This window comes from Streptomyces fungicidicus (assembly GCF_003665435.1).
Taxonomy (GTDB): Bacteria; Actinomycetota; Actinomycetes; order Streptomycetales; family Streptomycetaceae; genus Streptomyces; species Streptomyces fungicidicus.
In genome coordinates this window covers 4,700,089-4,725,767 of record NZ_CP023407.1, presented here as the reverse complement: position 1 = coordinate 4,725,767, position 25,679 = coordinate 4,700,089, and the positions used below count along the sequence as shown (strand labels likewise).

Below are 25,679 nucleotides of genomic sequence, written 5' to 3'. Positions count from 1 at the left end.
GAGTCCAGTCCCCTCACCCCACGTCCGGCATCGGCAGCGGCCGCTTCTCGATCGCCGCCGCCATCACCTCCGGGAACAGATCGGGTGTGCAGGCGAACGCCGGGGCGCCCAGCGCGGCCAGCGCCGCCGCGTGCTCCCTGTCGTACGCGGGCGCTCCCTCGTCGGACAGCGCGAGCAGTGCCACGAACTGCGCCCCCGACGCCTTCATCGCCGCCACCCGCTGCAGCATCTCCTGGCGTATCCCCCCTTCGTAGAGGTCGCTGATCAGCACGACCACCGTCTCCGCGGGCCGGGTGATCCGCGACTGGCAGTACGCCAGGGCCCGGTTGATGTCCGTGCCGCCGCCGAGCCGGGTCCCGAAGAGCACGTCGACGGGGTCGTCGAGCTGGTCGGTGAGGTCGACGACCGCCGTGTCGAAGACGACGAGCCGCGTGTCGACGGACCGCATGGACGCCAGCACCGCCCCGAACACCGCCGCGTGCACGACGGACGCCGCCATCGAGCCGGACTGGTCGACGCAGAGGACGATCTCCTTCTTCACCGACCGGGACGCGCGCCCGTAGCCGACGAGCCGCTCGGGCACGACCGTCCCGTACTCCGGCAGGAAGTGCCTGAGGTTGGCGGCGATGGTGCGGTTCCAGTCGATGTCGTGGTGGCGCGGCCGGCGGACCCGGGCGCTGCGGTCGAGGGCGCCGGTGAGGGCGGCCCGGGTGCGGGTGGCGAGCCGCTTCTCCAGGTCCTCGACGACCTTGCGCACCACCGCCCGTGCCGACTCCTTCGTCGTCTCCGGCATCGCCTTGCCGAGCGAGAGCAGGGTGCCGACGAGGTGGACGTCGGGCTCGGCCGCCTCCAGCATCTCCGGTTCCAGCAGGAGCGTGGCGAGGCCGAGCCGGTCGATGGCGTCGCGCTGCATCACCTGGACGACGGAGGAGGGGAAGTAGGTCCGGATGTCGCCGAGCCAGCGCGCCACCGACGGCGCCGACGCCCCGAGCCCCGCCGCACGCTCCCGTCCCGCCCGGGGCTTGTCCCCCGTGCCGTAGAGCGCGGAGAGCGCCCCGTCCATCGCGGCGTCCCGCCCGGACAGCGCGCATCCGGTCCCTTCGGCCTCCTCCCCGCCGAGCACGAGCCGCCAGCGCCGCAGCCGCTCCCGCGCCGGGTCCGTCGTCATGACCGCCTCCTCCCCCGTGTCCGTCATCCCGTCACCCGCGCGAGCCCGTCGCGCGCCGCCCCGTCGTCCCCGCCCGGTCCCAGCAGCAGCCGGAGCACCGGCAGCACGGCGTCCGCCCGCGCGGTGTCGGGGCCGGGCGCGAAGCCGGGGGCGCCGGTTACGGCGGCCGCCCCGCCGCCGCGTGCCCCCGGTCCGCGCCGCACCAGTTCGCCGAGGGTGCGCCGCACGCCCGGCTCGTACGCCGAGAACGTCCGCCGCAGCAGCGGCAGCACGTCCGTGAACGCCTCCGCCGGTACGCCGGTCAGCCAGGCGTCGACCAGTGCGAGCAGCCGCTCGTCGTGGACCAGGAGCAGCCCTCCGCCGGAGCCGCCGCCGACGAAGCCCTCGATCCACGCGGCCGCGTCCGTCGGAGGGGTGCCCGGCGACAGCACGAGTCCCATGAGCCGCGCGGCCTCCTCCTGAGCCAGCTCCCCGTCGTCCAGCAGCAGCCGCACGGACCGCCCGCGGATGACGCCGGGCACGGTGTCCCGCGCGGAGAGGGTGCGCAGCACCGACTGCCAGCGGGCGCGCAGCCTTCCGTGGCCCGGTGCGGAGGCGTCGCCGAGGAGGCCCACCGCGCCGTGCACCGCGTCGACGTGGCACCGCATCTCCTCGGCGGCGTCCGCGTCCAGCGCGGCGCAGGCCGGCGGGAGTCCGACGAAGACCCGCTCGGCGAGACCCGCGGCGACCCCGGCGAGCGCCGCGGTGTCGGTGCCGCGCACGTCGCCGTAGCGCAGCGAGCGGACCAGTGCGGGCAGCGCCCGGGCGAGGTGTCCGACGTCGGTGGCGAGGGCGGCGCGGTCGGCGAGGACCCGCATCACCGTGGGCAGCGCCTCGGACAGCCCGGCCAGCAGGCAGTGTTCGGCGAGCCCGGTCACGTCGGCCAGGCCCCGCGCGGCGATCGCGTCGGCCTCCGCCCTGGCGGTCGCGGCGGCGGCCACGGTCGTCCCCCAGACCCCGGCCTCGGCGACCCGCACGGACAGCTCCGGCTCCCAGCGCAGCCGCCAGGTCTCGCGGAACGTCCCCGTGCCGCCGCGGGAGACGACCGGCTCACCCCAGCCGACGCCGAGCAGCCGCAGCCGGTGCAGCAGTTCGCCACGGCCCGCGTCGGTCTCCTTGCGCAGGTCGAGCTCCAGCTCCCGCTGCGCCGCCTCCGGTCTCAGCCGCAGCCGGCGCTGCAGCCGTGCCAGGTCCCGCTGCAACGGCACCGCGGGCGCCGTCGCCGGCACCTCCCCCAGCACGTCACCGACGACCAACTGGTCGTGCACCAGCGCGAGCGGCACGTCGGAGCCCTCGCACATCACCGCCCGCACGGCGTCGGTCGTCTCGCTCAGGCCGGGCAGCGGGCGTCCGCGCATGGCCGCGAGCGTCTGCGCCAGCCGTACGGCCTCGATGACGTGCGCGGACGACACCGTCCGGTCCTCCGCCCTCAGCAGCCCCGCCACCTTGGTCAGCCACCGCTCGACCGGGCGGTCCGGGGCGGCGAAAAGATGCCCGTACCAGCCCGGGGCGTCGATGCCCGCGCCGTAGCCGCTCGTCCGGGAGAGCCTGCGGTGGGTCCAGGGCACCCAGGTCATGTCCGTCCTGACCTTGGGCAGCCCCTTGAGCAGGGCGCGGTCGGCGGCGACGGTGGCCGTGCGCCGCAGCGCGGGCACGTGCCAGGCCCCGCACACCACGGCCACGCCGTCCGCGGACTCGCGCCGTGCCGCCCGGATCCGCAGCCGCATGTGCGCCTCACGCACGAGGTCCCGACGGTGTCCCCCGCTGCCGTACTCCTCCCGCAGGGCGGTCATGGCCTCCTCGAGGGCGGTGAACGGCGCGAGGGCGTCCCCCTCGCCCGTCCCCCGGTGCTCGACGGCGTCCTCCCACCACCGCTCGGCGTCGTCGTACCCGGCCGCGTCGGCGAGCGCCCCGAGAGGGTCGATCCGTACGCCGTCGCCCGCGGACGGGTCGCCCTCCCCGTCGTCTCCCCCGTCCGCCGTCCAGGCCAGCGTGTGCGTCGCCGGCAGGTCGATGAAACGGGCCGGCACCCCGTGTTCCAGCGCCCAGCGGATGGCGACCCACTCCGGGGAGAACTCGGCGAGCGGCCAGAAGGCCGACCGGCCGGGCTCGTCCACGGCGTGGGCGAGCAGGGCGACCGGCGGCCGCATGCCCTCCTCGGCGGCCAGGGCGACCAACGGGTCTGCCTCGGGCGGGCCCTCGATCAGCACCACGCCGGGCCGGGCCTCCTCCAGCGCGGCCCGCACCGCCCGCGCGGACCCCGGCCCGTGGTGCCGTACGCCGAGCAGCAGCGGTCCCCCGGCCTCCGCCTTCCCGTCGCTCATGCACCGGCCTCCCGGCAGGCTCGGTAGAAGTCCTTCCAGCCGTCCCGCTCGCGGACCACGGTCTCCAGGTACTCCTGCCAGACGACACGGTCCGCCGCCGGATCGCGGACGACCGCGCCGAGGATGCCCGCGGCGACGTCCCCGGCGCGCAGCACGCCGTCGCCGAAGTGGGCGGCCAGCGCCAGCCCGTTGGTGACGACGGAGATCGCCTCGGCGGTGGACAGCGTGCCGCTGGGCGACTTGAGCTTCGTGCGGCCGTCGGTGGTGACCCCGTCGCGCAGTTCGCGGAAGACGGTGACGACACGGCGGATCTCGTCGACGCCGTCGGGCAGTGGCGGCAGGTCGAGGGAGCGGCCCAGCTGACCGACCCGGCGCGAGACGATGTCGACCTCCGCGTCCGGGGTCTCCGGCAGCGGCAGCACGACGGTGTTGAAGCGGCGGCGCAGGGCGCTGGACAGCTCGTTGACCCCGCGGTCGCGGTCGTTGGCCGTGGCGATCAGGTTGAAGCCGCGGACCGCCTGTACCTCCTGGCCCAGTTCCGGTATCGGCAGCGTCTTCTCCGACAGGATCGTGATCAGCGTGTCCTGGACGTCGGCCGGGATGCGGGTCAGCTCCTCGACCCGGACGGTCATGCCCTCCGCCATGGCCCGCATCACCGGGCTGGGCACGAGGGCGTCGCGGCTGGGGCCGTGGGCGAGCAGCCGGGCGTAGTTCCACCCGTAGCGGATGGCCTCCTCCGGGGTGCCCGCCGTGCCCTGGACCAGCAGGGTCGAGTCGCCGCTGACGGCGGCCGCCAGATGCTCGGACACCCAGGTCTTCGCGGTGCCGGGCACCCCGAGCAGCAGCAGGGCGCGGTCGGTGGCGAGGGTGGTCACGGCGACCTCGACGAGGCGGCGCGGACCGACGTACTTGGGGGTGATCACCGTGCCGTCCGGCAGGGCGCCGCCGAGCAGGTAGGTCGCGACGGCCCACGGGGAGAGCCGCCAGCGGGCGGGGCGAGGACGGTCGTCCTGGGCCGCCAGCGCGGCGAGTTCGGCGGCGAAGGCGTCCTCGGCGTGCGGCCGCAGCGTCTGCGCGGGCGGGTCGACGGGCGTCGGTCCAACGGACACAGTCATGGCGGAGTCCCCCTCCAGCTCGGCCGGTTCGGATCTGTCACCCACCGTGCACCACGCCACTGACAATCGCTCTGACCTGCACCGATGCTGTCGCCAGGCCGATTGTCAGTGCCGGGATCTAGTTTCGGTGGCATGACTCAGCAGGGGGTGTGCTGGACGGCGGACCAGGTGCTGGCACTGGCGCCTGACTCCGCGTCACGCACAGCGGGGAGAAGACTCGGCACGGCCGGCCCGTGGTCCGAGACCGGCAGTTCCGTCGAGGGGACGGTCTGGGGGCTGTGCAAGGGCAGTGGGACCACCGCGTACCGGACGGTCGTCGACCTCGCGGACGCCTCCGCGCCCGCGTTCCGGTGCAGTTGCCCGAGCCGCAAGGCCCCGTGCAAGCACGCGCTCGGTCTGCTGCTGCTCTGGTCGGCCGGCGACCGGGCGGTGCCGCGGGGGGAGGCACCGGAGTGGGCCGAGCAGTGGAGCGCGGAGCGGCGGACGCGGACGGAACGGCGACGGGGCCCGGACGACGCGGGCGCCCGGAGGGGTGCCGCCGACCCGGAGGCGGCGCGGCGCAGGGCGGAGCGCCGGGCCGAGCGGGTCACCGCGGGCGCGGCGGAGCTGGAGCAGCGGCTGACGGATCTGCTCCGCGGCGGCCTGGCGTCGGCCGAGCGGTCCGGTCACGGCCTGTGGGAGGAGACCGCGGCCCGCATGGTCGACGCGCAGGCGCCGGGGCTGGCGTCCCGGGTCCGGGAGCTGGGGGCGCTGCCGGGCACCGGGCCGGGCTGGCCGGTGCGGCTGCTCGAGGAGTGCGCGCTGCTGCACCTCCTCGGCCGCGGCTGGCTGCGCCGGGAGCTGCTGCCGGAGGGCCTGGCGGCGACGGTCCGGTCCCGTGTCGGCCTGCCCGCGCCGGCGGACGGCCCTCCGGTGCGGGACCGCTGGCTGGTCCTCGCCCAGTACGACACGACGGACGGCCGGCTGACCACCCGCCGTGTCTGGCTGTACGGCACGGACTCGGGGCGCACGGCGCTGCTGCTGTCCTACGGTGCGGCGGGCCGCGCCCCGGAGCTCGCGCTGCCGGTCGGGCTGGCCCTGGACGCGGAGCTGTCCGGGTACCCGGGCGCGGGGCAGCCGCGGGTGGCCCTCGGCGAGCGGTTCGCGGCGCCCGCGCCGACCCCGGTGCGGCCGGCGGGGACGACTACGGCCCGGGCGCTGGCCGGCTACGGCGAGGCGCTGCGCGACGACCCCTGGCTGGACTCGGTCCCGGTGACGCTGGGCCGGGTGATACCGGCTCCCGACGGTGACGGCTGGCAGCTGGCCGACGCCGACCAGGACACGGCGCTCCCGCTCACCCCGGCCGCGCGGTCCCGTCCCGGCCTGTGGCGCCTGGTCGCGCTGTCGGGCGGCGCCCCGGTCCGGGTCTTCGGCGAGTGCGGCCACCAGGGATTCACTCCGTTGGCGGCATGGCCGGAGGGGCCGGGTGAGGCGGTGCCGCTGTGCTGAGCGGTGCGCGGCTCCCGGTCACATCAGCCCCAGGAATCTTTCGGGCATCACTGGACACTCGGTGCGGGTGAGTCTTCGACCGCACCGGGACGCCCGTCGGAAAGGAAGCTCATGAGCAGGACGACCACCGCCGTGGACGCGTCCCTCCCGGCCACCTGGGAGGAGCTGGTGACCACGGCACTGCTGGGCACGGACCGCCGCACACCTGCGGGCTCCGCGCCCGGGCCGGACGCGCCGTCGGCCCTGCTGGACGCGGCGGCCGTGGAGACCGTACGGCGGCGCGCCGGTCTGCGGCCCGCGCGGTCCGCGGAGCGTCCGCGGCCCGCCCCCGACGACTCGCGCCCTCCGCTGCCGCCCGCGGCCGCGCGCCGGCTCGCGATGCTGCTCGCCGACCGCCCCGGCGCCTCCGGCGGAGGCCGCCGGGGCACGGCGCCCGACCTGATGGAGCTGCTTCCGCAGTGGCTGGCGGCGGCGAACGCCCGCGGTTTCGCCGCGCCGCCCGCGGAGCTCCCCGCCCTGCTGGACGCCGCGCGCGGACGCACGGACCTGCGTCCGGCGGCGCTGCGGTTCGCGGGGCCGCGCGCACTGTGGCTGGCCCGGCTCAACCCGGACTGGCGGTTCGCCCTGCGCTCCACTCCCGGCGGCGGCGCCTCCGTGCCCGGTCCGCACGACACGGAGGGCATACGGCGGCTCTGGCAGGAGGGCCTCTTCGCCGAACGGGTCGCCCTCCTCACCGCCGTGCGCTCCCGCGATCCGGCCGCCGGGCGTGACCTCCTCGCGGCGACCTGGGCCACGGAGCGGGCCGAGGACCGGCTGATGTTCCTGGACTCGCTGCGCGCCGGACTGCGCCCGGACGACGAGCCCTTCCTCGAAGGTGCCCTGGCCGACCGCAGCCGCAACGTCCGGGCGACGGCGGCGGAGTTGCTGTCGGCGCTGCCCGGCTCGGCACTGGCCGGACGGATGGCTGTCCGGGCCGGGGCCTGTGTCGCCGTCGACCGCACGCGGGACGTCCCGGAGATCGTCGTGGAGGCCCCGCACGAGTGCGACGCGGGCATGGAGCGCGACGGCGTGCTGGCCAAGGCCCCCGCCGGCCGGGGCGAACGGTCCTGGTGGCTGGGTCAGTTGGTGGAGGCCGCGCCGCTCGGCAGCTGGTCGCGGCGGCTCGGCGGGCGGACGCCCCAGCAGATCGTGGCGCTGCCGGTGGCGGACGACTGGCAGGGCGAGCTGCACGCGGCCTGGTGCCGGGCGGCGGTGCGGCAGCGCGACGCGGCATGGTCCCGGGCGCTGCTCGGCGAGCCCTCCGCGCCGGAGGCGGGCGGTCCGGGGGCGGTGTCCCTGGCCGAACGCGCCAAGCTGCTCGGCACCCTGGACGCCGCCGAACGGGCGGAGTGGGTGGCCGGGTTCATCGAGACACACGGCCTGTCCGAGGCGTTCCAACTGCTCGGGGTGTGTGCCACGCCCTGGGCCGCGCCCCTCGGGCGGGCGGTGGTCGACGCGCTCAACATCGCGCGTGACGCAGGGAGTTATCCATGGAGTTTCAGCGGAGTCATGGGCCTGGCCGAACGCTGTCTGGACCCGTCCGAGGCCGGCCGTCTCGACGCGCTCCTGGCGATACCGGACGAGCCGGAGAACGCCTCACCCGGAGCCGGCGGCTACTGGTCGGAGGCCTTCCAGCGCCTGGTCACCACCCTGCGCCTGCGCGCGGCCATGCTGCGGGAACTGGCCCCGGCCACCAGCTGACCACGCTGCCCGACCGGACCCCCGCCCCGCGCGCCCCCGCACCCGCGGGCAGCGGTGAGACGAAGGGGAGGGCGGGCGCGACGGCGCCCCGCGGGCGCCGGGCCGCGCGGCCCCTCCCCGGTTCGCCCCGACACCGGACCGGCGCGGGGCGGCACCGAACCGGCCTACGCCTGCGCGGGCTGACGGACGTTCGCCCGCACCCAGTCCACGATGGACGCCGTGGTCGCCCCCGGAGTGAAGATCTCCGCGACGCCCTTCTCCTTCAGCGGCGCGATGTCCCCCTCGGGGATGATGCCGCCGCCGAAGACCAGGATGTCGGCCGCGTCCCGCTCCCTGAGCAGCTCGATCACCGCGGCGAAGAGCGTGTTGTGCGCCCCGGAGAGGATGGACAGACCGATCGCGTCGGCGTCCTCCTGGATCGCGGTGTCGACGATCTGCTCGGGCGTCTGGTGGAGCCCGGTGTAGATCACCTCCATACCGGCGTCGCGCAGCGCCCGCGCGATCACCTTGGCCCCGCGATCGTGGCCGTCGAGCCCCGGCTTGGCCACCACCACGCGGATCGGACCGGCTGCCACACCCATCACTGCCTCCATGAAGCGACTACATCCATCCGTACCGACAAGTACCGCACACATCCGTCATGCCGCGCACATCGCTCGGTCCTCCCGGCCCGAACCGGCCGGAGAAGTGAACGAACGTTATCTCCAGCATCCCGCAACCGGCAGTTTCACGGTGCACAGGGAGGGGCAAATCACACGGTGGGACACGTTCACCGCGCAGCGTTCCCGGCCTCCGGGGCCCCCACACCGCGTGCCCGTGCGGCACTCGGGCATCGGTGGGAACATGCGCATAAGGGATTCGAACCGAGGTCGCCGCGCCACCACGCCCCCTCGACACACCGCACGCGCGCACCGTCGACCGCTCTCGTAGCGATTTCCCATGAGGGCACACGGGGGACAGGGCTGTCCTTCCGCGTGCCGACAGGAGGTCGGCCATGAAGGTCACCCAGGCAGCACTCCCCTTCCTGCCGCTCTGCCGGCGTCTTCTGCCGACCCGGCTGGCGGATCTCTCCCTGGCCCTGCTGAAGGCCACCGCCCTGGAGCTGGCGATCCTGGCGGGCCACCTCCTGCTGTACCCCGCGGGCATCGTCCAGGAGCGCCGGGGCGGCAGTCCCGAGCTGCCGGCGCCGGGCGGCACCGCGAAGCTGCCGAGGGAGGCCAGGCCCCCCGTGGTGCTGCTGCACGGCTTCATCGACAACCGCTCGGTCTTCGTCCTGCTGCGCCGCAGCCTCGCGCAGCACGGCAGGCAGCAGATCGAGTCGCTCAACTACTCGCCGCTGACCTGTGACATCCGCATCGCGGCCGAACTGCTCGGCCGGCACATAGAGCAGGTGTGCGAACGCACGGGGAGCCGTCAGGTCGACGTGGTCGGCCACAGCCTCGGCGGTCTCATCGCCCGGTACTACGTGCAGCGGCTGGGCGGCGACACCCGGGTGCGGACGCTCGTCACGCTCGGTACCCCGCACTCCGGCACCCGCGTCGCGCCGCTGGCCAACGCGCACCCGATCGTGCGCCAGATGCGCCCCGGCTCACCGGTGCTCGAGGAGCTCGCACAGCCCGCGCCGGGCTGCCGTACGCACTTCGTCGCCTTCTGGAGCGACCTGGACCACATCATGGACCCGCTGGAGTCGGCGTGCATCGAGCACCCCGACCTGACGACGGCGAACGTCCGGGTGAGCGGCGTCGGCCACCTCGCCCTGCCCGTGCACCCGGCCGTGGCGACCGGCATCCGCGAGGCCCTGGACACGGCGCGCCCCGGAGAGCCGTCCACCGGCCGGCCGTCGGGCCTCACCGTGGCCTGACCGCCGTCCCGGCCCGGCGGCCGGGTGAAGGCGCCGGCGCGACACGCCCGGCACCGGCGCCTCGTGGCGACCCGGGGGAACCTCTCCGCCCTCGGCGGAAATCCGAACAACAACGGTCCGGGACGGCCCACTTGCCGCCGTCGACCGATCACCTTCTCGAACAAATCTCGAACATAGAGCCAAGACCGCGCCCGTCGTCCGCCAAAACAGGGCCGAATGCCCGTTTCCTGCGCGCGTGAAACCTGCGGAAGATTGTCGTGCCCGCGTACCGCCGGGTACAGTCGCCGCACTGCTCTGGCAGCCCCTGTTGTCGAGGCGAAAGAGAAGTTGGTGAACGACCGTCACCCGTCGGGGACAATGGCCCCGGCTCCGGCTTCCGATGCCGCCTCGGCGCCCTACGCGTCGTACGGCTCCCAGGAAGCCCAGTACGGCGACTTCACCACGTACGGCGGCTACGACGCCACCGGTTTTGGCGCCACCCACTTCGGGACCGGCGGCCACACCTCCGGAGGCTTCGCCACCGACCCCCTCTTCGGTGACCTCCCCGGCACCGGCCAGGACACGGGCACGTACGACACCGGGCACTGGCCCGCGAACGGACACGAGACCGGGCAGTACGACGCGTACGCGGCCCAGCAGCAGTCCGGGTACGACACCGGCGGCTACGACGCGACCGCCTGGACCACCGGCCACCAGCCGATGACGGCGATCCCCACGCAGGCCGGCTCCCCGGAGACCGGCGCCCAGTGGGACTCCGGTGAGTGGCTGCAGGCCGGGCAGGCCGGGGGCACCGCCGACCAGACCCAGCAGTGGGACTGGGGCACGCAGACCTTCGACAGCGGCGTCTACGACGCCACGCAGTGGAACTCCGACGGCGGCGAGACCACCGCCCAGGCCCCCGCGCCCGACGCGTACGACCCGTCGGCCGAGTCGTACGACCCGCAGGGCGAGTCCTACGAACCGCAGGCAGCGTCCTACGAGACCTACGGCCAGGAGCCCTACGAGACCCCCGGCACCGAGCCCGCCGACACCGGTGAGATGCCCGCGGTGGCCCTGCTCGACGAGCAGGAGGAGACCGTTCCGGCTCCCCCGTCGCCGCGCGCCGCCTCGCGCGCGGGGTCCCGTTCCCGCCGCCGTTCGCCCGCCAAGCGCTCCGCGCTGCTGACGGTGGCCGTGCCCTCGGCGTGCGTGATGGGCGTCGCGGGCATCGCCGCCGCCTCGGTCGGCGGCCTGACCGACGAGGGCGGCCAGGAGACGACGACGACCGCCGCGGACGCCCCGCCGGTGCAGCCGTCCGCCGCAAACATCAAGCTCGACACCCAGCTGGAGAGCCTCGCCGCCGGCGCCGACGACTTCGCCGACCGCGCCAGCCGCACCCAGGAGCGCATCGACCTCAAGGCGCAGCAGGAGGCCGACCGCAAGGCGGCCGCCGAGGAGGCTGCCCGCAAGGAGCGGCTGCGGCCGAAGTTCGCGCTGCCGGTCGCACAGCACGGCCTCAGCGCCTACTACGGCCAGTCCGGCATCAACTGGATGTCCGTGCACTCCGGCATCGACTTCCCCGTGTCGTACGGCGCGACGGTGATGGCCGCGACCGACGGCACGGTGCGCACGCAGTACAACTCCGCCTACGGCAACATGATGATCGTGACGGCGATGGACGGCACGGAGACGTGGTACTGCCACCTCTCCAGTTACCAGGTACCCTCCGGCACGGCCGTCAAGGCGGGCGACCCGATCGCCTTCTCCGGGAACTCCGGCAACTCCACCGGTCCGCACCTGCACTTCGAGGTCCGCCCGGGCGGCGGCTCGGCGATCGACCCGCTCGCCTGGTTCCGCAGCCACGGCCTCGACCCGTCGTAGGACCGGGCGGCCCCGGCCCACGACGGGTCCCTCAGCCGGGACGGCTAGAGCTTCTCCACCGGCGCGTACCGCAGCAGCAGCCGCTTGGGCTTGTCGCCGAAGTCGATCGTCGCCTCCGCGTTCGCCCCCGTGCCCTTCACCGCGACCACGGTGCCCAGGCCGAACTGGTCGTGCGTGACCCGGTCCCCGACCGCCAGCGACACCACGGGGTTCTCAGCGGTCCGCCGGGTGGCGAAGCCGGAGGCGCCCGCCGCCGACGAGCGGGAGCGGGAGGACGACAGCGAGGCCGCCACGCCCGACGCCCGACCGGACGACACGGGCGCGCTCGCCCCCGTCCGCTTCCACTCCAGATGGGCGGCCGGGATCTCTTCCAGGAAGCGCGAGGGCGGGTTGTAGGACGGCTGCCCCCAGGCGCTGCGCAGCGTCGACCGGGTGAGGTACAGGCGCTCCCGCGCGCGGGTGATGCCCACGTACGCCAGCCGCCGCTCCTCCTCGAGCTCCTTGGTCTGGCCGAGGGCGCGCATGTGCGGGAAGACGCCGTCCTCCATGCCGGTGAGGAAGACGACCGGGAACTCCAGGCCCTTGGCGGTGTGCAGGGTCATCAGGGTGATGACGCCGGAGCCGTCCTCGTCCTCGTCGGGGATCTGGTCGGAGTCGGCGACCAGGGCGACCTGCTCCAGGAAGTCGGACAGCGCGACCGACTCGCCCTCCCCTCGCTCCTGCTCGAACTCCAGCGCGACCGCCGCGAGTTCCTGGAGGTTCTCGATGCGGGTCTCGTCCTGCGGGTCGGTGGAGGCCTGCAACTCGGCCAGATAGCCGGTGCGTTCGAGGATGGCCTCCAGGACCGTCGCCGGGCCGGCCCCGGACTCGACGACCGTACGGAGCTCCTCCATCAGCGTGTTGAACCGCTTCACGGCGTTCGACGAGCGGGCGGCCATGCCGTACGCCTCGTCGACGCGCTTGAGTGCCTGCGGGAAGCTGATCTTCTCGCGCTGCGCGAGCGCGTCGATCATCGCCTCGGCGCGGTCGCCGATGCCCCGCTTGGGCACGTTGAGGATGCGGCGCAGCGGCACCGAGTCCTCGGGGTTGGCGAGCACCCGCAGGTAGGCCAGGACGTCCCGGACCTCCTTGCGCTCGTAGAAGCGGACGCCGCCGACGACCTTGTAGGGCAGTCCGACGCGGATGAAGATCTCCTCGAAGACACGGGACTGGGCGTTGGTGCGGTAGAAGACCGCGACGTCGCCCGCCTTCGCCTCGCCCGCGTCCGTGAGGCGGTCTATCTCGTCGGCGACGAACTGCGCCTCGTCGTGCTCGGTGTCCGCGACGTACCCGGTGATCCGCGCGCCCGAGCCGGCGTTGGTCCACAGGTTCTTGGGGCGGCGCGACTCGTTGCGCTCGATGACGGCGTTGGCGGCGCTCAGGATGGTCTGGGTGGAGCGGTAGTTCTGCTCCAGCAGGATCGTCGTCGCGTCCGGGTAGTCCTCCTCGAACTGGAGGATGTTGCGGATCGTCGCGCCCCGGAAGGCGTAGATCGACTGGTCGGCGTCGCCCACCACGCACAGCTCGGCGGGCGGCACCTCGGCCTCCGGCGGTACGTCGACGGGGTGCTCCACGGTGCCGACGAGCTCGCGGACCAGGGAGTACTGGGCGTGGTTGGTGTCCTGGTACTCGTCGACCAGGACGTGCCGGAAGCGGCGGCGGTAGTGCTCGGCGACGTCCGGGAAGGCGCGGAGCAGGTTGACCGTCGTCATGATCAGGTCGTCGAAGTCGAGCGCGTTCGCCTCGCGCAGCCGCGACTGGTAGAGCGCGTAGGCCTGGGCGAGGGTCTTCTCGAAACCGTCGGCGGCCTGGGCCGCGAAGTCCTCCTCGTCGATCAGCTCGTTCTTCAGGTTGCTGATCTTGGCGCTGAAGGACTTCGGCGGGAAGCGCTTGGGATCGAGGTCCAGGTCACGGCAGACCAGGGCCATCAGCCGCTTGGAGTCGGCGGCGTCGTAGATCGAGAACGACGACGTGAACCCGAGTCTCTTGCTCTCGCGGCGCAGGATGCGCACACACGCGCTGTGGAACGTCATGACCCACATGGCGTTGGCCCGCGGGCCGACGAGCTGCTCGACGCGCTCCTTCATCTCGCCCGCGGCCTTGTTGGTGAAGGTGATCGCGAGGATCTGGCCCGGGTGCACGTGCCGCTCGGCCAGCAGGTGGGCGATGCGGTGGGTGAGCACCCGGGTCTTGCCGGAGCCGGCGCCGGCCACGATGAGCAGCGGGGAGCCGGAGTGCACGACGGCGGCACGCTGGTTGTCGTTCAGCCCCTCGAGGAGCGCGGCGGCGTCGAGCACCGGGCGCGGGGCGCCGTCCCTGTAGTAGGCGTCCCTTTCCGGCGGCACGTCGAACTTCCCGCCGAACAGGTCGTCCGGAACCTGCTCCGGCACGTGCTCGTCCTCGGGCGGCGGCGGGGGCTCGTCCGCGGGGCCCCGCTGGGCCTGGAGGTCCGCCAGGAAGCTGTCGTCAAAGAGGCTGCTCATCGCTCTCCGAGTCTAGGGTGCCCCACCGACAACCCGGGGCCGCCCCGGAAACATCCCCGGGATTCCGGCGGGCCGGCCGGGGCGGGCACCCTCCAGCACCGCGGCCTCACCCTGAGTGACCGGGAAGATCAGGTCACGAAAATGTATCGGGCATATCACCCATCAACCTTCACAGGGGCCACACGAGTTGGCTACGGTGCGGGCGGGCCGCTCGACCCCCACCGGCGAACGTCGCCGGGCCGCGCGGCCTCCGCCGAGTCCGTCCCTGCCCACCGCGGCAGCCGGAGCCGGGGACCCACCGAGACCTTGGGGTGAATCGGCCCACTCCCTCACGGAGCGGCCGTAGGGCAACCCTTCCGAAGCACCACCCGCCCGAACCCGACAGCTAACCCGGTAGGCGGAGTATGGAAGGAGTCGCCTCCCTTGGCGTCGCACCGCAAGTCGCGCACCCCCGGCCCGCGCGTGGCAGGCATACGGACCCCGGTCCTCGCCACGGCCGCGCTGACCTCCGTGGCCCTGTTGTCCCAGACGGCCAACGCCGCCCCCACGGACGACGACAGGCCGAGCCTGGAGGAGGTCGAGAAGAAGGTCGGCGACCTCTACCGGCAGGCCGAGTCGGCGACCGAGAAGTACAACGCGGCCAAGGAGAAGACCGCGAAGCAGCGCAAGCAGGTGGACACGCTCCTCGACGACGTGGCCAAGCGCACGCAGAAGCTCAACGAGGCGCGGGAGGAACTGGGCTCCTTCGCGGCCGCCCAGTACCGGACCGGCGCCGGCATCCCCGACACCGCGACCTTCCTCCTCGCGGACACGCCCCAGGACATCTTCGACCAGAGCCAGCTGATGGACCGGATGACCGGCCGCCAGAAGGTCGCGGTCGACGACTACGTCACCCAGCAGTCCGAGACGATGAAGAAGCGCCAGGAGGCCACCGAGAGCCTCGAGACGCTCACCGAGTCCCAGGGCGACCTGAAGACGGCCAAGGCCACCGTCCAGAAGAAGCTCGGCGACGCGCGTGAGCTGATGGCGAAGCTGACCGCCGAGGAGAAGGCGCGGCTCGCGGCGATCGAGAAGAAGAAGCAGCAGGAGGCCGCCCGCAAGGCCGCCGAGCTGGCACGCCAGCAGGCGGAGCGGCAGAAGGCGCAGGAGGAGGCCGCTCAGCAGGAGAGCGGCACCTCGGGCTCGTCGGAGTCCTCCGGCTCGGGCACCTCACCGTCGACGTCGACGGACTCCTCGTACGCCGCCAAGGCCGAGAAGGCGATCGCCTTCGCCCGCGCGCAGATCGGCAAGCCGTACGTCTGGGGCGCCACCGGCCCCGGCTCCTACGACTGCTCCGGCCTCACCCAGGCCGCCTGGAAGGCCGCCGGCGTCACCCTGCCGCGCACCACCTACGACCAGGTCGACGCCGGCACGACGGTCCCCGTCTCCCAGGCCCAGCCCGGCGACCTGGTCTTCTTCTACGACGACATCACCCATGTGGGCATCTACATCGGCAACGGCATGATGATCCACGCCCCGAAGCCCGGCGCGTACGTCCGCGAGGAGTCGGTCTACTACGACGGGGAGTCCTCGATCCACAGCATCGTGCGCCCGGCCTGATCAGCGCCGGGCGGCGCTCACGTCCAGAGCACCGCGATGAAGACGTTCACCGTGGTCAGCAGTCCGACCAGGCCGAACAGGCGCTTGTCCACCGTCTCCTCGTCGCGCTTCACATAGACCAGGCCGAGGATCACGATCAGCAGGGCCAGCTTCACGCCGATCTTGATGTTGTCGACGGAGTAGTCCTGGGCCTGGTTGAGGCCGACCAGGACCACTCCGGTGACCAGCATCGTCAGGGCGCCGTGCAGCATCGCGGGGACGAAGCGGGCGGTGCCCTTCCCCATCGCCTTCATCTGGGTGAGGAAGCCGCCGAGGAGCGAGGCGATGCCGATGATGTGCAGACCGACGAAGAGGTGGATGAGTACGTCCATGGGGCCGGAGCCTAGCCAGCGGCCCCGCCCCCTCCGACACCGGCCCGGTCAGACCAGTCGCCGCGCCGTCGCCCAGCGGGTCAGCTCGTGGCGGTTGGACAGCTGGAGCTTGCGCAGCACCGCCGAGACGTGCGACTCGACCGTCTTCACCGAGATGAACAGCTGCTTGGCGATCTCCTTGTACGCGTAGCCGCGGGCGATCAGCCGCAGCACCTCCCGCTCGCGCTGGGTGAGACGGTCGAGGTCCTCGTCGACCGGCGGGGCGTCGGTCGACGCGAAGGCGTCGAGGACGAAGCCGGCCAGCCGCGGCGAGAAGACGGCGTCCCCCTCCTGCACCCGGAAGATCGAGTCGACCAGATCGGTCCCGGTGATCGTCTTGGTCACATAGCCCCGGGCGCCGCCCCGGATCACGCCGATCACGTCCTCCGCCGCGTCCGACACGGACAGGGCGAGGAAACGGACCGGCCGCTCGGCGTCGCTCATCAACGGGGCGCAGCGGCGCAGCACTTCGACACCGCCGCCACCGGGCAGGTGGACGTCCAGCAGGACCACCTCGGGCCGGGTCGCGGTGATGACGGTGACGGCCTGGTCGACGTCGGCGGCCTCACCCACCACCTCGACGCCCGTCTGGCCGGTCTGGCCTATCTCGGCCTGGACGCCCGTGCGGAACATGCGGTGGTCGTCCACGAGGACGACTCGCACATGACGCCCGGCGGCGCTCCCCGCCGGCTCCGTTCCGTTCGCCTCGGTCGGCTCGCTCATGACGTCTTCTCCGCCCTCTCCATCTCCAGCTCGACCTCCGTGCCGCCGTCCGGCACCGCGCGCAGCCGCGCCGTGCCGCCGTTGCGCTCCATGCGGCCGATGATCGATTCCCTGACGCCCATGCGGTCGGCGGGTATCGAGTCCAGATCGAAGCCGGGGCCCCGGTCACGGACGGACACGAAGACCTTCTTCCCCTCGACTTCGGCGTAGACCTGCACCGCGCCTCCCTCGCCACCGTACTTGGCGGCGTTGACCATCGCTTCGCGTCCGGCCTGCATCTGCGCGCTTATTCTCTCGTCGAGCGGGCAGTCGCCGACGACCACGACCTCTATGGGGACGCCGTGCTTGTCCTCGACCTCGGCGGCGTTGCGCTTCACGGCCTCGGCGAGGGTGGCGGGCTCGTCGTCCTCGTCCTTGCCGTTGCCCTCCGGTTTGTAGAGCCAGGCGCGCAGGTCGCGTTCCTGGGCGCGGGCCAGTCGGCGCACCTCGCCCGCGTTGTCGGCGTTGCGCTGTATCAGGGTGAGGGTGTGCAGGACCGAGTCGTGGACGTGGGCGGCGACCTCCGCGCGCTCCTGCGCCCGGATCCGCATCAGGCGCTCCTCGGAGAGGTCCTGGGTCATGCGCACGAGGTAGGGGCCGGCGAGGAGGGTGATGCCGACGAGCACGGCGAGCGCCGCCTGGAGCACCGAGCCGAGGTGGCTGCCGGAACCGCGCAGGACGAAGATGGCGGAGGCGCCCGCCGTCACCAGCAGCACACCGGCCACGGCCCGCAGCAGCGTGACCGTGCGGCGGCGACGGCCGACCTCCATCCAGCGTGCCCGGCGGGCGTTGTCCGCCTGCCGCCAGACCAGGGCGACACCCGCGCCGACCAGCACGGTCGGCCAGAGGTAGGCCCTGGCGCCGTTGCTCAGGTTCACATTGCCCACGAAGATCATGGCCACCACGACCATGAGCAGCAGGGCGGCCATCTGGCCCTTGTCCGGTTTCCGGGTGACGAGTCTGCGCCGGCCGTCCGGTGAGGCCTCCGTCGTCACCAGCGAGGGCGGCTTCTGCGCGTCCACGCCGCCGACGCCCAGGGGAACGAAGAACCAGAACGCCGCGTACAGCAGCGCGCCGAGACCGTCGGCCATGAACAGGCTGACGAAGGCGAGACGTACCCAGATCACGGGCAGCCCGAGGTGCCCGGCGAGCCCCCGCGCCACACCACCGAGCCAGCGTCCGTCACTGCTGCGGTAGAGCTTGCGCGGCGGCCGCGGCTCGGCGACTGGCGCTGCTGCGGCTTCCGACATGCCAATGATGGTCACACGCCCGAAGTGCCGGAGCATCAGGGTCGGCCCCGGAGACTCCCCTGATCTCCCCCGCCGCCCCCTCGAACGCTCCCCCGCCCCCACTCGGGGACCGATATCAGGGTCCGGCCAGGGTCGTTCGGACTGCCGCCGCGGCCGCTCGCCCGTCACCATGGAGCCATGACCGATCACCAGCACGCCGCGACGGGTCCGGAACCCGTTCCCGGCCCGGAGGGCGCGACCGCCGTCACACCGGAACCCGAGAGCGGACGGTTCCGGCGCGACCGCCGGCACCAGATGCTCGGCGGTGTGTGCGCGGGGCTCGGCAGGCAGTGCGACATGGACCCGGTGATCTTCCGGATCACGCTCGCGGTCCTGTCCGCCACCGGCGGCATAGGCCTCATCTTCTACGGCTTCGCCTGGCTCTTCGTCCCGTACGAGGACGAGGAGGAGAACGAGATCCGCAAGCTGCTGACCGGCCGGGTCGACGGCCACACCCTGACGGCCGTGCTGTTCGCGCTGGTCGGCTGCGGCGTCTTCCTCACCATGCTCAGCAACGACGGCGTGCTGAGCTTCGCCGTCATACTGTCCCTGCTGCTCGCCGGCGCCGGGTACTGGTCGCGGCGGCGCGGCGCCGTCCCCAGCACCGACCACATAGCCGCCCAGGCGGTGGCGGACGCCCCGCCGGAGCCGCAGGCGCCGCCGGCGCCCTCCGCCTACCCCTCGTGGTGGCGCGACCCCATCGTCAAGGACGGCACGCACGTCGGCGGCACCGGCTATCTGTGGGGCCCCCGGGACTCCCGCGACACGGACATCGCCGCCGCGGTCGACGCCGCCCTGGGCACCCACTCCGGAGCCCGCGGCTCGGTGTACGCGACGCGGCCCCGGCCGCCCCAGCCGCGCGGCCCCCGCGGCATCGGCGGCTGGGTCTTCCTGTTCGCCCTGCTCGCCGCCGGTCTCGGCACCGGGCTGACCTGGGAGACGCACCCGCTCGGCACCAGCCTGCAGACCGGTCTCGCCTGCGCGCTCGCCGTCTTCGGCATCGGCGTGGCCGTGAGCGCGTTCCTCGGCCGCACCGGGGCGGGGTCGGTCGTCCTTGCGGTCGTCACGGCGGGCCTGCTGGCCGGCTCGGCCGCCGTGCCGAAGGACATCGGCACCGACTGGGCGCGCACGACATGGGAGCCCACCTCGGTCGCGCAGATACGCCCGGCCTACGACCTGGGCACGGGCGAGGGCGTCCTGAACCTGTCGGCGATACGCGTTCCCGAGGACCGCACGGTCTCGACGCGGGCGGAGGTCGGCCTGGGCCGGATCCTGGTGACCGTGCCGAGGGACGTGACCGTGAAGCTGAGCATCGACGTGGGGGTGGGCGACATCCAGTTGCCGGGCGACAAGCAGAAGGACGTGGACGTGGCACCGGGCAAGCACAAGGAGGTGACGCTGCAGCCGCCTGCCGGCGCCGAGGTCGCGGGCACGCTCCGCCTCGAGCTGCACGTCGGAGCGGGGCAGGCGGAGGTGCGCCGTGCTGCGTCATGAGTTCCAGCCGGGCAGGCTCGTCGCCGGGGCCTTCCTCCTCCTCGCCGCGATGATCTACGCCGGTGACGCGGGCGGCGCCTGGGAGACACCGTGGTTCGTGGTGATCCCCGTCGTCACCGGAGGCCTCTGCCTGGCCGGCGCGGTGGGCTCGCTGGCCCGCCACGTGCGCAGCCGCCGGAGCAGGACGGCCCCCGAGGGGCGCTAGCGGTAGCCCCCGGCCGGCGACCGCCGGGCACGCAGGGCGGCGTCCACGGACAGCAGCGGCGCACCCGCCAGCACCAGGGGGATCCAGGCCATCAGGTAGGGAAGGTCGTTGCCGTAGTAGTAAGGATCCGCGGCCCAGCTCACGGTCAGCCACAGACTCAGGGAGATCAGCGCGCCGCCCAGCGCCGCAAGGCGGGTGAGCAGACCGAGCAGGGCCCCCAGCCCGACGGCAAGTTCGCCGAAGGCGATGGCGTACCCGAATCCGACGGGGTTCTTCAGCGCCAGGTCGATCAGGGCGGGGACGGCGGAGGAGTCGCGGACGCCGCGCATCATGTCGCCGATCGAGCCGGCGCCGGCGTCCTGCATGAACGCGCTGTCCGTGAGTTTGTCGAGGCCGGCGTAGACGAAGGTGACTCCGAGGAAGATGCGCAGGGGGACGAGGGCGTAGCGGGTGGCGGTGTCCCGCCAGTCTCTGTCTCCTTCGGAGTGGGGGGTGTCTGCGCGCATACCGTGAGTCATCGCTGCCTGCCGCCTCTCACCGCCGTGCGGGTGCGTCCGTATGAGCCATACGTACGACAAACTTCACCGGCTCAACCCTGCGCGACGATTTTTGTTGCCGCCGCGGCCGGAGTCTGCCCGCAGCCCAACGCACGTCGTGTACGGGCCGCGACGGGTTGCGCAGCCCGGTGCCGCATCGCTACCCGGCGAGGGGCTGGTCCGGGGGTGGGTATGCGCAGCCCGGCGCTTACGGGGTGCCGTCGCGCCCACCCGTGCCGCCCTGCGGCACGACTGCCCGCGGCTGGCGGCGGAGACCGCGGGTGCGGCGGACAGTCGCCCACGGCGCGGAGGGGGCGGGGCGGGGGTGGCCGCCCGCAGTGGCTGGCGCGTCCGCGCCCTGTACCCCTTCCAGCAGGCACAGTCGCGCCAGTCCGAGGACGGCCACCCCCGACCCGACCCCGCCCCACCCACCACCCGTAGGCGCTACTCCGTCACATCGATCGCGTACCGGTTCGTCTCCACGCCCGCCGCCGTGACGACCTGCACCTCCACCCGCCCCGGCTCCACCTCCGCAGGCACCGGCACCGTCAGCAACGCGTCCGTCGGATTGTCGAAGCCGCCCCGCACCGGCACCAGCGGCACATGCACGTTCACCGGCCCCACCCGCACCACCATCCGCGACAACCGGTCCGCCCCCTGCGCCCCCACCGGCACGAACCCCGCCCCCCGGATCTCGATGTCGTCCCCGGTCCGGATCGGCGCGTCCAGATCCCCCGCCTCCCGTGCCCGCACCACCGAGAGAATCACCGGCCGCCCGCCCTCCGCGTACTTCCCCGCGAGATACGTGGCCGCCGACACCAGCACCACCACCGCGAGCCCCCACGGCAGATCCGGCAACTGCTCCGGCCGCCGTGCCAGCCGCACCGCCGCGAACACCAGCGCGACACCGCTGATCACGACGTACTGGATGTCGGCGAAGCTCCCCCGCCCCGCGTCGTCGGTCAGCAGGTCCGCCGCCCCCGGCCGGTGCGCCCGCACCTTCTGCAGCCGCTGCCCCTGCACCCGCAGCCCGACCACCCTCCGCACCAGCACGGCGATCCCGCTCACCACGGCGAGCACGGTCACCACACCCGCGCCGCGGGCGAGTTCGAGTCCGTCGATCAGCGCGTCCCGCTCCCGCCCCCCGGAGGCGCCCGCCAGCTGCCCCACCAGCACGAGCACCGCGAACGCCAGGAACAGCACCCAGGCGGCGGCCACCGCACGGGACGTGGACAGGCGGTTGTCCTCACCGATCACCGGCGCCAGCGCACCCCCGCGGGCCCGGTGGAACCACGAGGCGGCGGTCAGCGCCCCGGCCACCACCACCGCGGCAAGCAGCCCGGCCGTGCGCGCGGCCGTCCACCCCGCGCCCACCGCCGTGAGCGCCTGCCCGAGAAGCAGCAGCACGACCCCCGCCCACACCACCACCGCGGTCCGCCGCCACAGCCGTTCCAGCCAGGCCGCGCCCTCGGCCCGCCCCCGCTCCGCGACCGCTTCCGCGGCCTGCGTCAGCTCCTCCGACACCCACTGCCGGGAGGCGGAGGCGGAGTAGGCCACCGCGGCCGGCACCCCCTGCCCGGCCGCGTACTCGTCCCGCTTCAGCAGGAACGCCGCGACCGCGCGCCGATGCCCTTCCCGCGCCCCGTGCGGACAGTCCCCGCAGGTGCAGCCGCCCTCGTGCGGGCGGCCCGCATCCGCGCCACCCTGCCCAGCCTCCTGCACCGCCACGCCCGAAGCCCGCCTTCCACGCCAACCGCACCGACACCACGACACAAGTCCCTTGTGACGACGACGAATTGTGCCCTACCGCACGCCCTCCCCGTCCGGCAGGAGGGTCCGTACGAGTGGACCCGAAGGCTCAAAGTTGACCACCCCACCCCACCCCAACCCCGCCCCCGATCCCACCCCCCTCAGCCCAGCAGCTCCGGCTCACTCCGGCTGATGTCCTGCCACATCGGCTGGTAGTTGATCCACGCCACCAGGTCCCCGCCCAGCTGCTCCCGAGTGGCCACCGCCTGCCGGTGCTCGATGAGCACGGGCCGGCCTGCCGCCCGCGCCGCGAGCTGCACCTGACAGGACCGCTCCATCGTGACGAACCACCAGGCCGCCGCGTCCACCGAGTCCCCCACGGTGAGCAGCCCGTGGTTGCGCAGCACCAGCGCCTTGTGGGAACCGAGCGTGTCCGCGATCCGCCGCCCCTCCTCGGCGTCGACGGTGACGCCGGTGTAGGCGTCGTAGAGCGCGTGGTCCTCGTAGAACGCGCAGCTCTCCTGGGTGATCGGGTCGAGCAGGTCGCCGAGGGAGGCGAGGGCGCGGCCGTGCACCGAGTGGCAGTGGGCGACGGCGACGACATCGGGCCGGGCCGCGTGCACCTGGGCGTGCACGGTGAACGCGGCCTGGTTGACGTGGTGGCCGCCCTCGACGACCTGGCCGTCCCGGTTGGCGAGCACCAGGTCGCTCACGGTGACGTGCCGGAAGGGCATCCCGAACGGGTTGACCCAGAAGCAGTCGCTGAACTCCGGGTCGCGTGCGGTGATGTGCCCGGAGACTCCGTCCTCGAAGCCGAGCCGTCCGAAGAGCCGCAGCGCGCCCGCGAGCCGCTCCTTGCGGTGCCGGCGCTCGTCCTCGACCGACTCGTGCATGGGCGGCATGGCGAAGCGCAGCTTGTCGGTGGGCAGCGGCAGGGGCGGCGTGGGCCCGTGCATGAGTCCTCCCGCGGGGGGTGTGCGTACGGGGCGGAAGTTACCGGCGGGCCGCCCCGTGCGACAGCTCTCTTCCGTAAAGATGCGGGTACGGCGCGCTGCTCCATCCGGAGGACGGCGCGGATACCCGACACATGATGTCCGGTTTCCCCGCCAGACTCGGCCCATGGACACGAACTGGGGGGCGTTCACCGCCGCCGAACCCGAGCTGGCGAAGACCGTGGAGGAGCGCTTCGCCGCCTACACCCACCACGTTCTCGCGACCCTGCGCAGGGACGGCTCCCCGCGCACCACCGGCCTGGAGGTCCGCTTCGCCGGCGGGGAGCTCTGGCTCGGCATGATGCCGGACTCGCTGAAGGCCGCCGACCTGCGCCGCGACCCGCGTTTCGCGCTCCAGGCGAACCCGGGCGAGGGCACCACCATGGGCGGCGGCGACGTCCGGATCTGCGGCCGGGCGGTCGAGATCGCCGACGAGGACGCGGAGGCCAGGGCCGGGTACGCCGAAGAGGTGGAACCGCCGGAGCCGTTCCACCTCTTCCGCACCGAGCTGACGGAGGTCGTCCGGACCTGTGTCGAGGACGAGAAGTACCTCGTCGTCCAGGTCTGGAAGCCCGGGGAGCCGGTGCGCACCCTCAAAAGGACCTGATGCCCGGGAGGGTCACTCCCACTCGATGGTGCCCGGCGGCTTGGAGGTCACGTCGAGCACGACCCGGTTGACGTCCCGCACCTCGTTGGTGATCCGGGTCGAGATCTTCGCCAGGACGTCGTACGGCAGCCGCGACCAGTCGGCGGTCATGGCGTCCTCGCTGGAGACCGGGCGCAGCACGATCGGGTGACCGTAGGTGCGGCCGTCTCCCTGGACGCCCACCGAGCGCACGTCCGCCAGCAGGACGACCGGGCACTGCCAGATGTCCCGGTCGAGACCGGCCGCGGTCAGCTCCTCGCGGGCGATGGCGTCGGCCTCGCGGAGCAGGTCGAGCCGCTCCTTGGTGACCTCGCCGACGATCCGGATGCCCAGGCCGGGGCCGGGGAACGGCTGGCGCTGGACGATCTCGTCGGGCAGGCCGAGCTCCTGGCCGACCATCCGGACCTCGTCCTTGAACAGCTTGCGCAGCGGCTCGATCAGCTGGAACTCGAGGTCCTCGGGCAGGCCGCCCACGTTGTGGTGGGACTTGATGTTGGCGGTGCCGGTGCCGCCGCCGGACTCGACCACGTCGGGGTACAGGGTCCCCTGGACCAGGAACTCGACCTCCGGGCCGGAGTCCGCGATGATCTCGGCCTGGGCCTGCTCGAAGACCCGGATGAACTCCCGGCCGATGATCTTCCGCTTCTCCTCGGGGTCGGAGACGCCCTTGAGCGCGTCGAGGAAGCGCTCCTGCGCGTCCACGACCTTCAGCTGCACGCCGGTCGCGGCCACGAAGTCCTTCTCGACCTGCTCGGTCTCGCCCTTGCGCATCAGGCCGTGGTCGACGTAGACGCAGGTGAGCTGGGAGCCGACGGCCTTCTGGACGAGGGCGGCGGCGACCGCGGAGTCGACCCCGCCGGACAGGCCGCAGATCGCCCGCTTGTCGCCGACCAGCTCGCGGATGGCGGTGACCTGCTCCTCGATGACGCTGCCGGTGGTCCAGTCGGGGCTCAGGCCCGCGCCCCGGTACAGGAAGTGCTCCAGCACCTGCTGCCCGTGCGTGGAGTGCATCACCTCGGGGTGGTACTGGACGCCGTAGAGCTTCTTGTCGTCGTTCTCGAACGCGGCGACCGGGACGACGTCCGTCGAGGCGGTGACGGTGAAGCCCTCGGGGGCCGCGGAGCACGCGTCGCCGTGCGACATCCAGACGGCCTGCTCGTCCGGGGTGCCCTCGAAGAGGGTGGAGGACGAACGGGAGACGTGCAGGTCAGTACGGCCGTACTCGCGGGCGCCGGTGTTGTCCACCTGGCCGCCCAGGCTCTGCGCCATGAGCTGGAAGCCGTAGCACATGCCGAAGACGGGGACGCCGGCCTCGAAGAGCGCGCGGTCGAGGCGGGGGGCGCCCTCCTCGTACACGGACGAGGGGCCGCCGGAGAGGACGATCGCCGCCGGGTTCTTGGCGAGCATGTCCGCGACCGGCATGGTGCTCGGCACGATCTCGCTGTAGACCCGCGCCTCGCGGACGCGACGGGCGATGAGCTGGGCGTACTGCGCGCCGAAGTCGACGACCAGAACGGTGTCGGGCGCGTTGGCAGCGGGAGACGCTGATGACACGAGGTGCCTTCCGGCGGTGGGGCGGGGGTCTTGTGCCTCCCGATTCTACCGAGGTGGCGGCGGGACACGTCCCGGACCGTGGCGGGGACGGAAACCGGAGCGGCCGGAGACCGTTGTCTCACCATGCGAACACGGTGGGAACGGCGCCGCGGGCCGGGCATACTTACCCCCATGCTCACGCACCCGACCTTCCTGTTTACCTATGGCGACCGGCCCGCCGGCTGCCATGGTCGTGCCGCTTGAGCAACTGACGAGCGACTTCCCAGGCGCCCCGGGCCGACAAGGTCCGGGGCGCCTGGCGTTTTCCTCCCGGACCGTGCCGCTCC

General features: G+C 73.2%; 20 protein-coding genes and 1 riboswitch. Of the genes, 8 read left to right on the top strand and 12 right to left on the bottom strand.

Annotation, left to right across the window (positions count from 1 at the left end):
- Positions 1-13: 13 nt before the first annotated feature.
- From CNQ36_RS21750 to CNQ36_RS21740, 3 genes are read right to left on the bottom strand one after another with little or no spacing between them, the layout of a single operon-like run.
- A complete protein-coding gene (locus CNQ36_RS21750; protein ID WP_121548542.1) occupies positions 14-1,168 on the bottom strand; it encodes a VWA domain-containing protein in 1,155 nt (384 codons plus the stop codon).
- Positions 1,169-1,191: 23 nt separating this feature from the next.
- Positions 1,192-3,531 (bottom strand): DUF5682 family protein, encoded by a 2,340-nt coding sequence (locus CNQ36_RS21745; protein WP_121547214.1) that lies wholly within the window; start codon positions 3,529-3,531, stop codon positions 1,192-1,194.
- A complete protein-coding gene (locus tag CNQ36_RS21740; protein ID WP_121548541.1) occupies positions 3,528-4,646 on the bottom strand; it encodes an ATP-binding protein in 1,119 nt (372 codons plus the stop codon). Before CNQ36_RS21740 ends, CNQ36_RS21745 begins: the two co-directional genes overlap by 4 nt.
- 132 nt (positions 4,647-4,778) lie before the next feature.
- Here CNQ36_RS21740 and CNQ36_RS21735 point away from each other — a divergent pair, with 132 nt between their 5' ends.
- Positions 4,779-6,134, top strand: a complete 1,356-nt coding sequence (locus CNQ36_RS21735) for an SWIM zinc finger family protein (protein WP_121547213.1) — start codon at positions 4,779-4,781, stop codon at positions 6,132-6,134.
- 111 nt (positions 6,135-6,245) lie between these two features.
- Entirely contained in the window at positions 6,246-7,874 is a 1,629-nt protein-coding gene (locus CNQ36_RS21730) for a DUF5691 domain-containing protein (protein ID WP_121547212.1), read from the top strand.
- 164 nt (positions 7,875-8,038) lie between these two features.
- On the opposite strand, the gene CNQ36_RS21725 is transcribed toward CNQ36_RS21730, so the two are convergent.
- On the bottom strand, positions 8,039-8,455 hold the full coding sequence (locus tag CNQ36_RS21725) for a coenzyme B12-dependent isobutyryl CoA mutase small subunit (RefSeq protein ID WP_004926871.1): 417 nt from the start codon (positions 8,453-8,455) through the stop codon (positions 8,039-8,041).
- Positions 8,456-8,868: 413 nt separating this feature from the next.
- Here CNQ36_RS21725 and CNQ36_RS21720 point away from each other — a divergent pair, with 413 nt between their 5' ends.
- Both CNQ36_RS21720 and CNQ36_RS21715 read left to right on the top strand, forming a co-directional pair.
- Entirely contained in the window at positions 8,869-9,735 is an 867-nt protein-coding gene (locus CNQ36_RS21720; RefSeq protein WP_004926874.1) for an esterase/lipase family protein, read from the top strand.
- 216 nt (positions 9,736-9,951) lie between these two features.
- Positions 9,952-11,595, top strand: coding sequence for a M23 family metallopeptidase (locus tag CNQ36_RS21715; protein WP_121547211.1), 1,644 nt, complete (start codon positions 9,952-9,954; stop codon positions 11,593-11,595).
- Positions 11,596-11,639: 44 nt separating this feature from the next.
- Here CNQ36_RS21715 and pcrA read toward each other — a convergent pair whose 3' ends face one another.
- Positions 11,640-14,117: a DNA helicase PcrA gene (gene pcrA, locus CNQ36_RS21710; RefSeq protein ID WP_121547210.1), complete on the bottom strand. Its 2,478-nt coding sequence runs from the start codon at positions 14,115-14,117 to the stop codon at positions 11,640-11,642.
- A 256-nt stretch (positions 14,118-14,373) separates the two neighbouring features.
- Positions 14,374-14,532: riboswitch (cyclic di-AMP (ydaO/yuaA leader) on the top strand.
- Between the two features lie 8 nt (positions 14,533-14,540).
- On the opposite strand from pcrA, the gene CNQ36_RS21705 reads away from it, so the two are divergent.
- Positions 14,541-15,716, top strand: a complete 1,176-nt coding sequence (locus tag CNQ36_RS21705; protein WP_121547209.1) for a C40 family peptidase — start codon at positions 14,541-14,543, stop codon at positions 15,714-15,716.
- A 17-nt stretch (positions 15,717-15,733) separates the two neighbouring features.
- On the opposite strand, the gene CNQ36_RS21700 is transcribed toward CNQ36_RS21705, so the two are convergent.
- Genes CNQ36_RS21700 through CNQ36_RS21690 form a run of 3 tightly spaced genes read right to left on the bottom strand, consistent with a single transcriptional unit; the run spans position 15,734 to position 18,138 of the window.
- On the bottom strand, positions 15,734-16,087 hold the full coding sequence (locus CNQ36_RS21700) for a hypothetical protein (RefSeq protein WP_004926884.1): 354 nt from the start codon (positions 16,085-16,087) through the stop codon (positions 15,734-15,736).
- 48 nt (positions 16,088-16,135) lie between these two features.
- The gene (locus CNQ36_RS21695) at positions 16,136-16,849 is read right to left on the bottom strand and encodes a LuxR C-terminal-related transcriptional regulator (protein ID WP_004926888.1); all 714 of its coding nucleotides are present in this window, start codon (positions 16,847-16,849) and stop codon (positions 16,136-16,138) included.
- On the bottom strand, positions 16,846-18,138 hold the full coding sequence (locus CNQ36_RS21690) for an ATP-binding protein (RefSeq protein WP_004926891.1): 1,293 nt from the start codon (positions 18,136-18,138) through the stop codon (positions 16,846-16,848). The genes CNQ36_RS21695 and CNQ36_RS21690 overlap by 4 nt, the downstream gene beginning before the upstream one ends.
- A 177-nt stretch (positions 18,139-18,315) precedes the next feature.
- Here CNQ36_RS21690 and CNQ36_RS21685 point away from each other — a divergent pair, with 177 nt between their 5' ends.
- Complete coding sequence (locus tag CNQ36_RS21685; RefSeq protein WP_121547208.1) at positions 18,316-19,671, top strand: PspC domain-containing protein; 1,356 nt, start codon at positions 18,316-18,318, stop codon at positions 19,669-19,671.
- A complete protein-coding gene (locus tag CNQ36_RS21680) occupies positions 19,658-19,876 on the top strand; it encodes a hypothetical protein (RefSeq protein ID WP_121547207.1) in 219 nt (72 codons plus the stop codon). The genes CNQ36_RS21685 and CNQ36_RS21680 overlap by 14 nt, the downstream gene beginning before the upstream one ends.
- Here CNQ36_RS21680 and CNQ36_RS21675 read toward each other — a convergent pair.
- The 3 genes from CNQ36_RS21675 to CNQ36_RS21665 form a co-directional block, all read right to left on the bottom strand.
- A complete protein-coding gene (locus CNQ36_RS21675; RefSeq protein WP_121547206.1) occupies positions 19,873-20,394 on the bottom strand; it encodes a DoxX family membrane protein in 522 nt (173 codons plus the stop codon). The two genes, CNQ36_RS21680 and CNQ36_RS21675, sit on opposite strands and share 4 nt — an antisense overlap.
- Positions 20,395-20,856: 462 nt before the next feature.
- Positions 20,857-22,140, bottom strand: coding sequence for a hypothetical protein (locus CNQ36_RS21670; protein WP_121547205.1), 1,284 nt, complete (start codon positions 22,138-22,140; stop codon positions 20,857-20,859).
- Between the two features lie 182 nt (positions 22,141-22,322).
- Complete coding sequence (locus CNQ36_RS21665) at positions 22,323-23,117, bottom strand: class II aldolase/adducin family protein (protein ID WP_121547204.1); 795 nt, start codon at positions 23,115-23,117, stop codon at positions 22,323-22,325.
- A 163-nt stretch (positions 23,118-23,280) separates the two neighbouring features.
- Here CNQ36_RS21665 and CNQ36_RS21660 point away from each other — a divergent pair, with 163 nt between their 5' ends.
- Positions 23,281-23,760: a pyridoxamine 5'-phosphate oxidase family protein gene (locus CNQ36_RS21660; protein WP_004926905.1), complete on the top strand. Its 480-nt coding sequence runs from the start codon at positions 23,281-23,283 to the stop codon at positions 23,758-23,760.
- A 12-nt stretch (positions 23,761-23,772) separates the two neighbouring features.
- Here CNQ36_RS21660 and guaA read toward each other — a convergent pair whose 3' ends face one another.
- Positions 23,773-25,353 (bottom strand): glutamine-hydrolyzing GMP synthase, encoded by a 1,581-nt coding sequence (gene guaA / locus CNQ36_RS21655; protein WP_121547203.1) that lies wholly within the window; start codon positions 25,351-25,353, stop codon positions 23,773-23,775.
- Positions 25,354-25,679 lie beyond the last annotated feature (326 nt).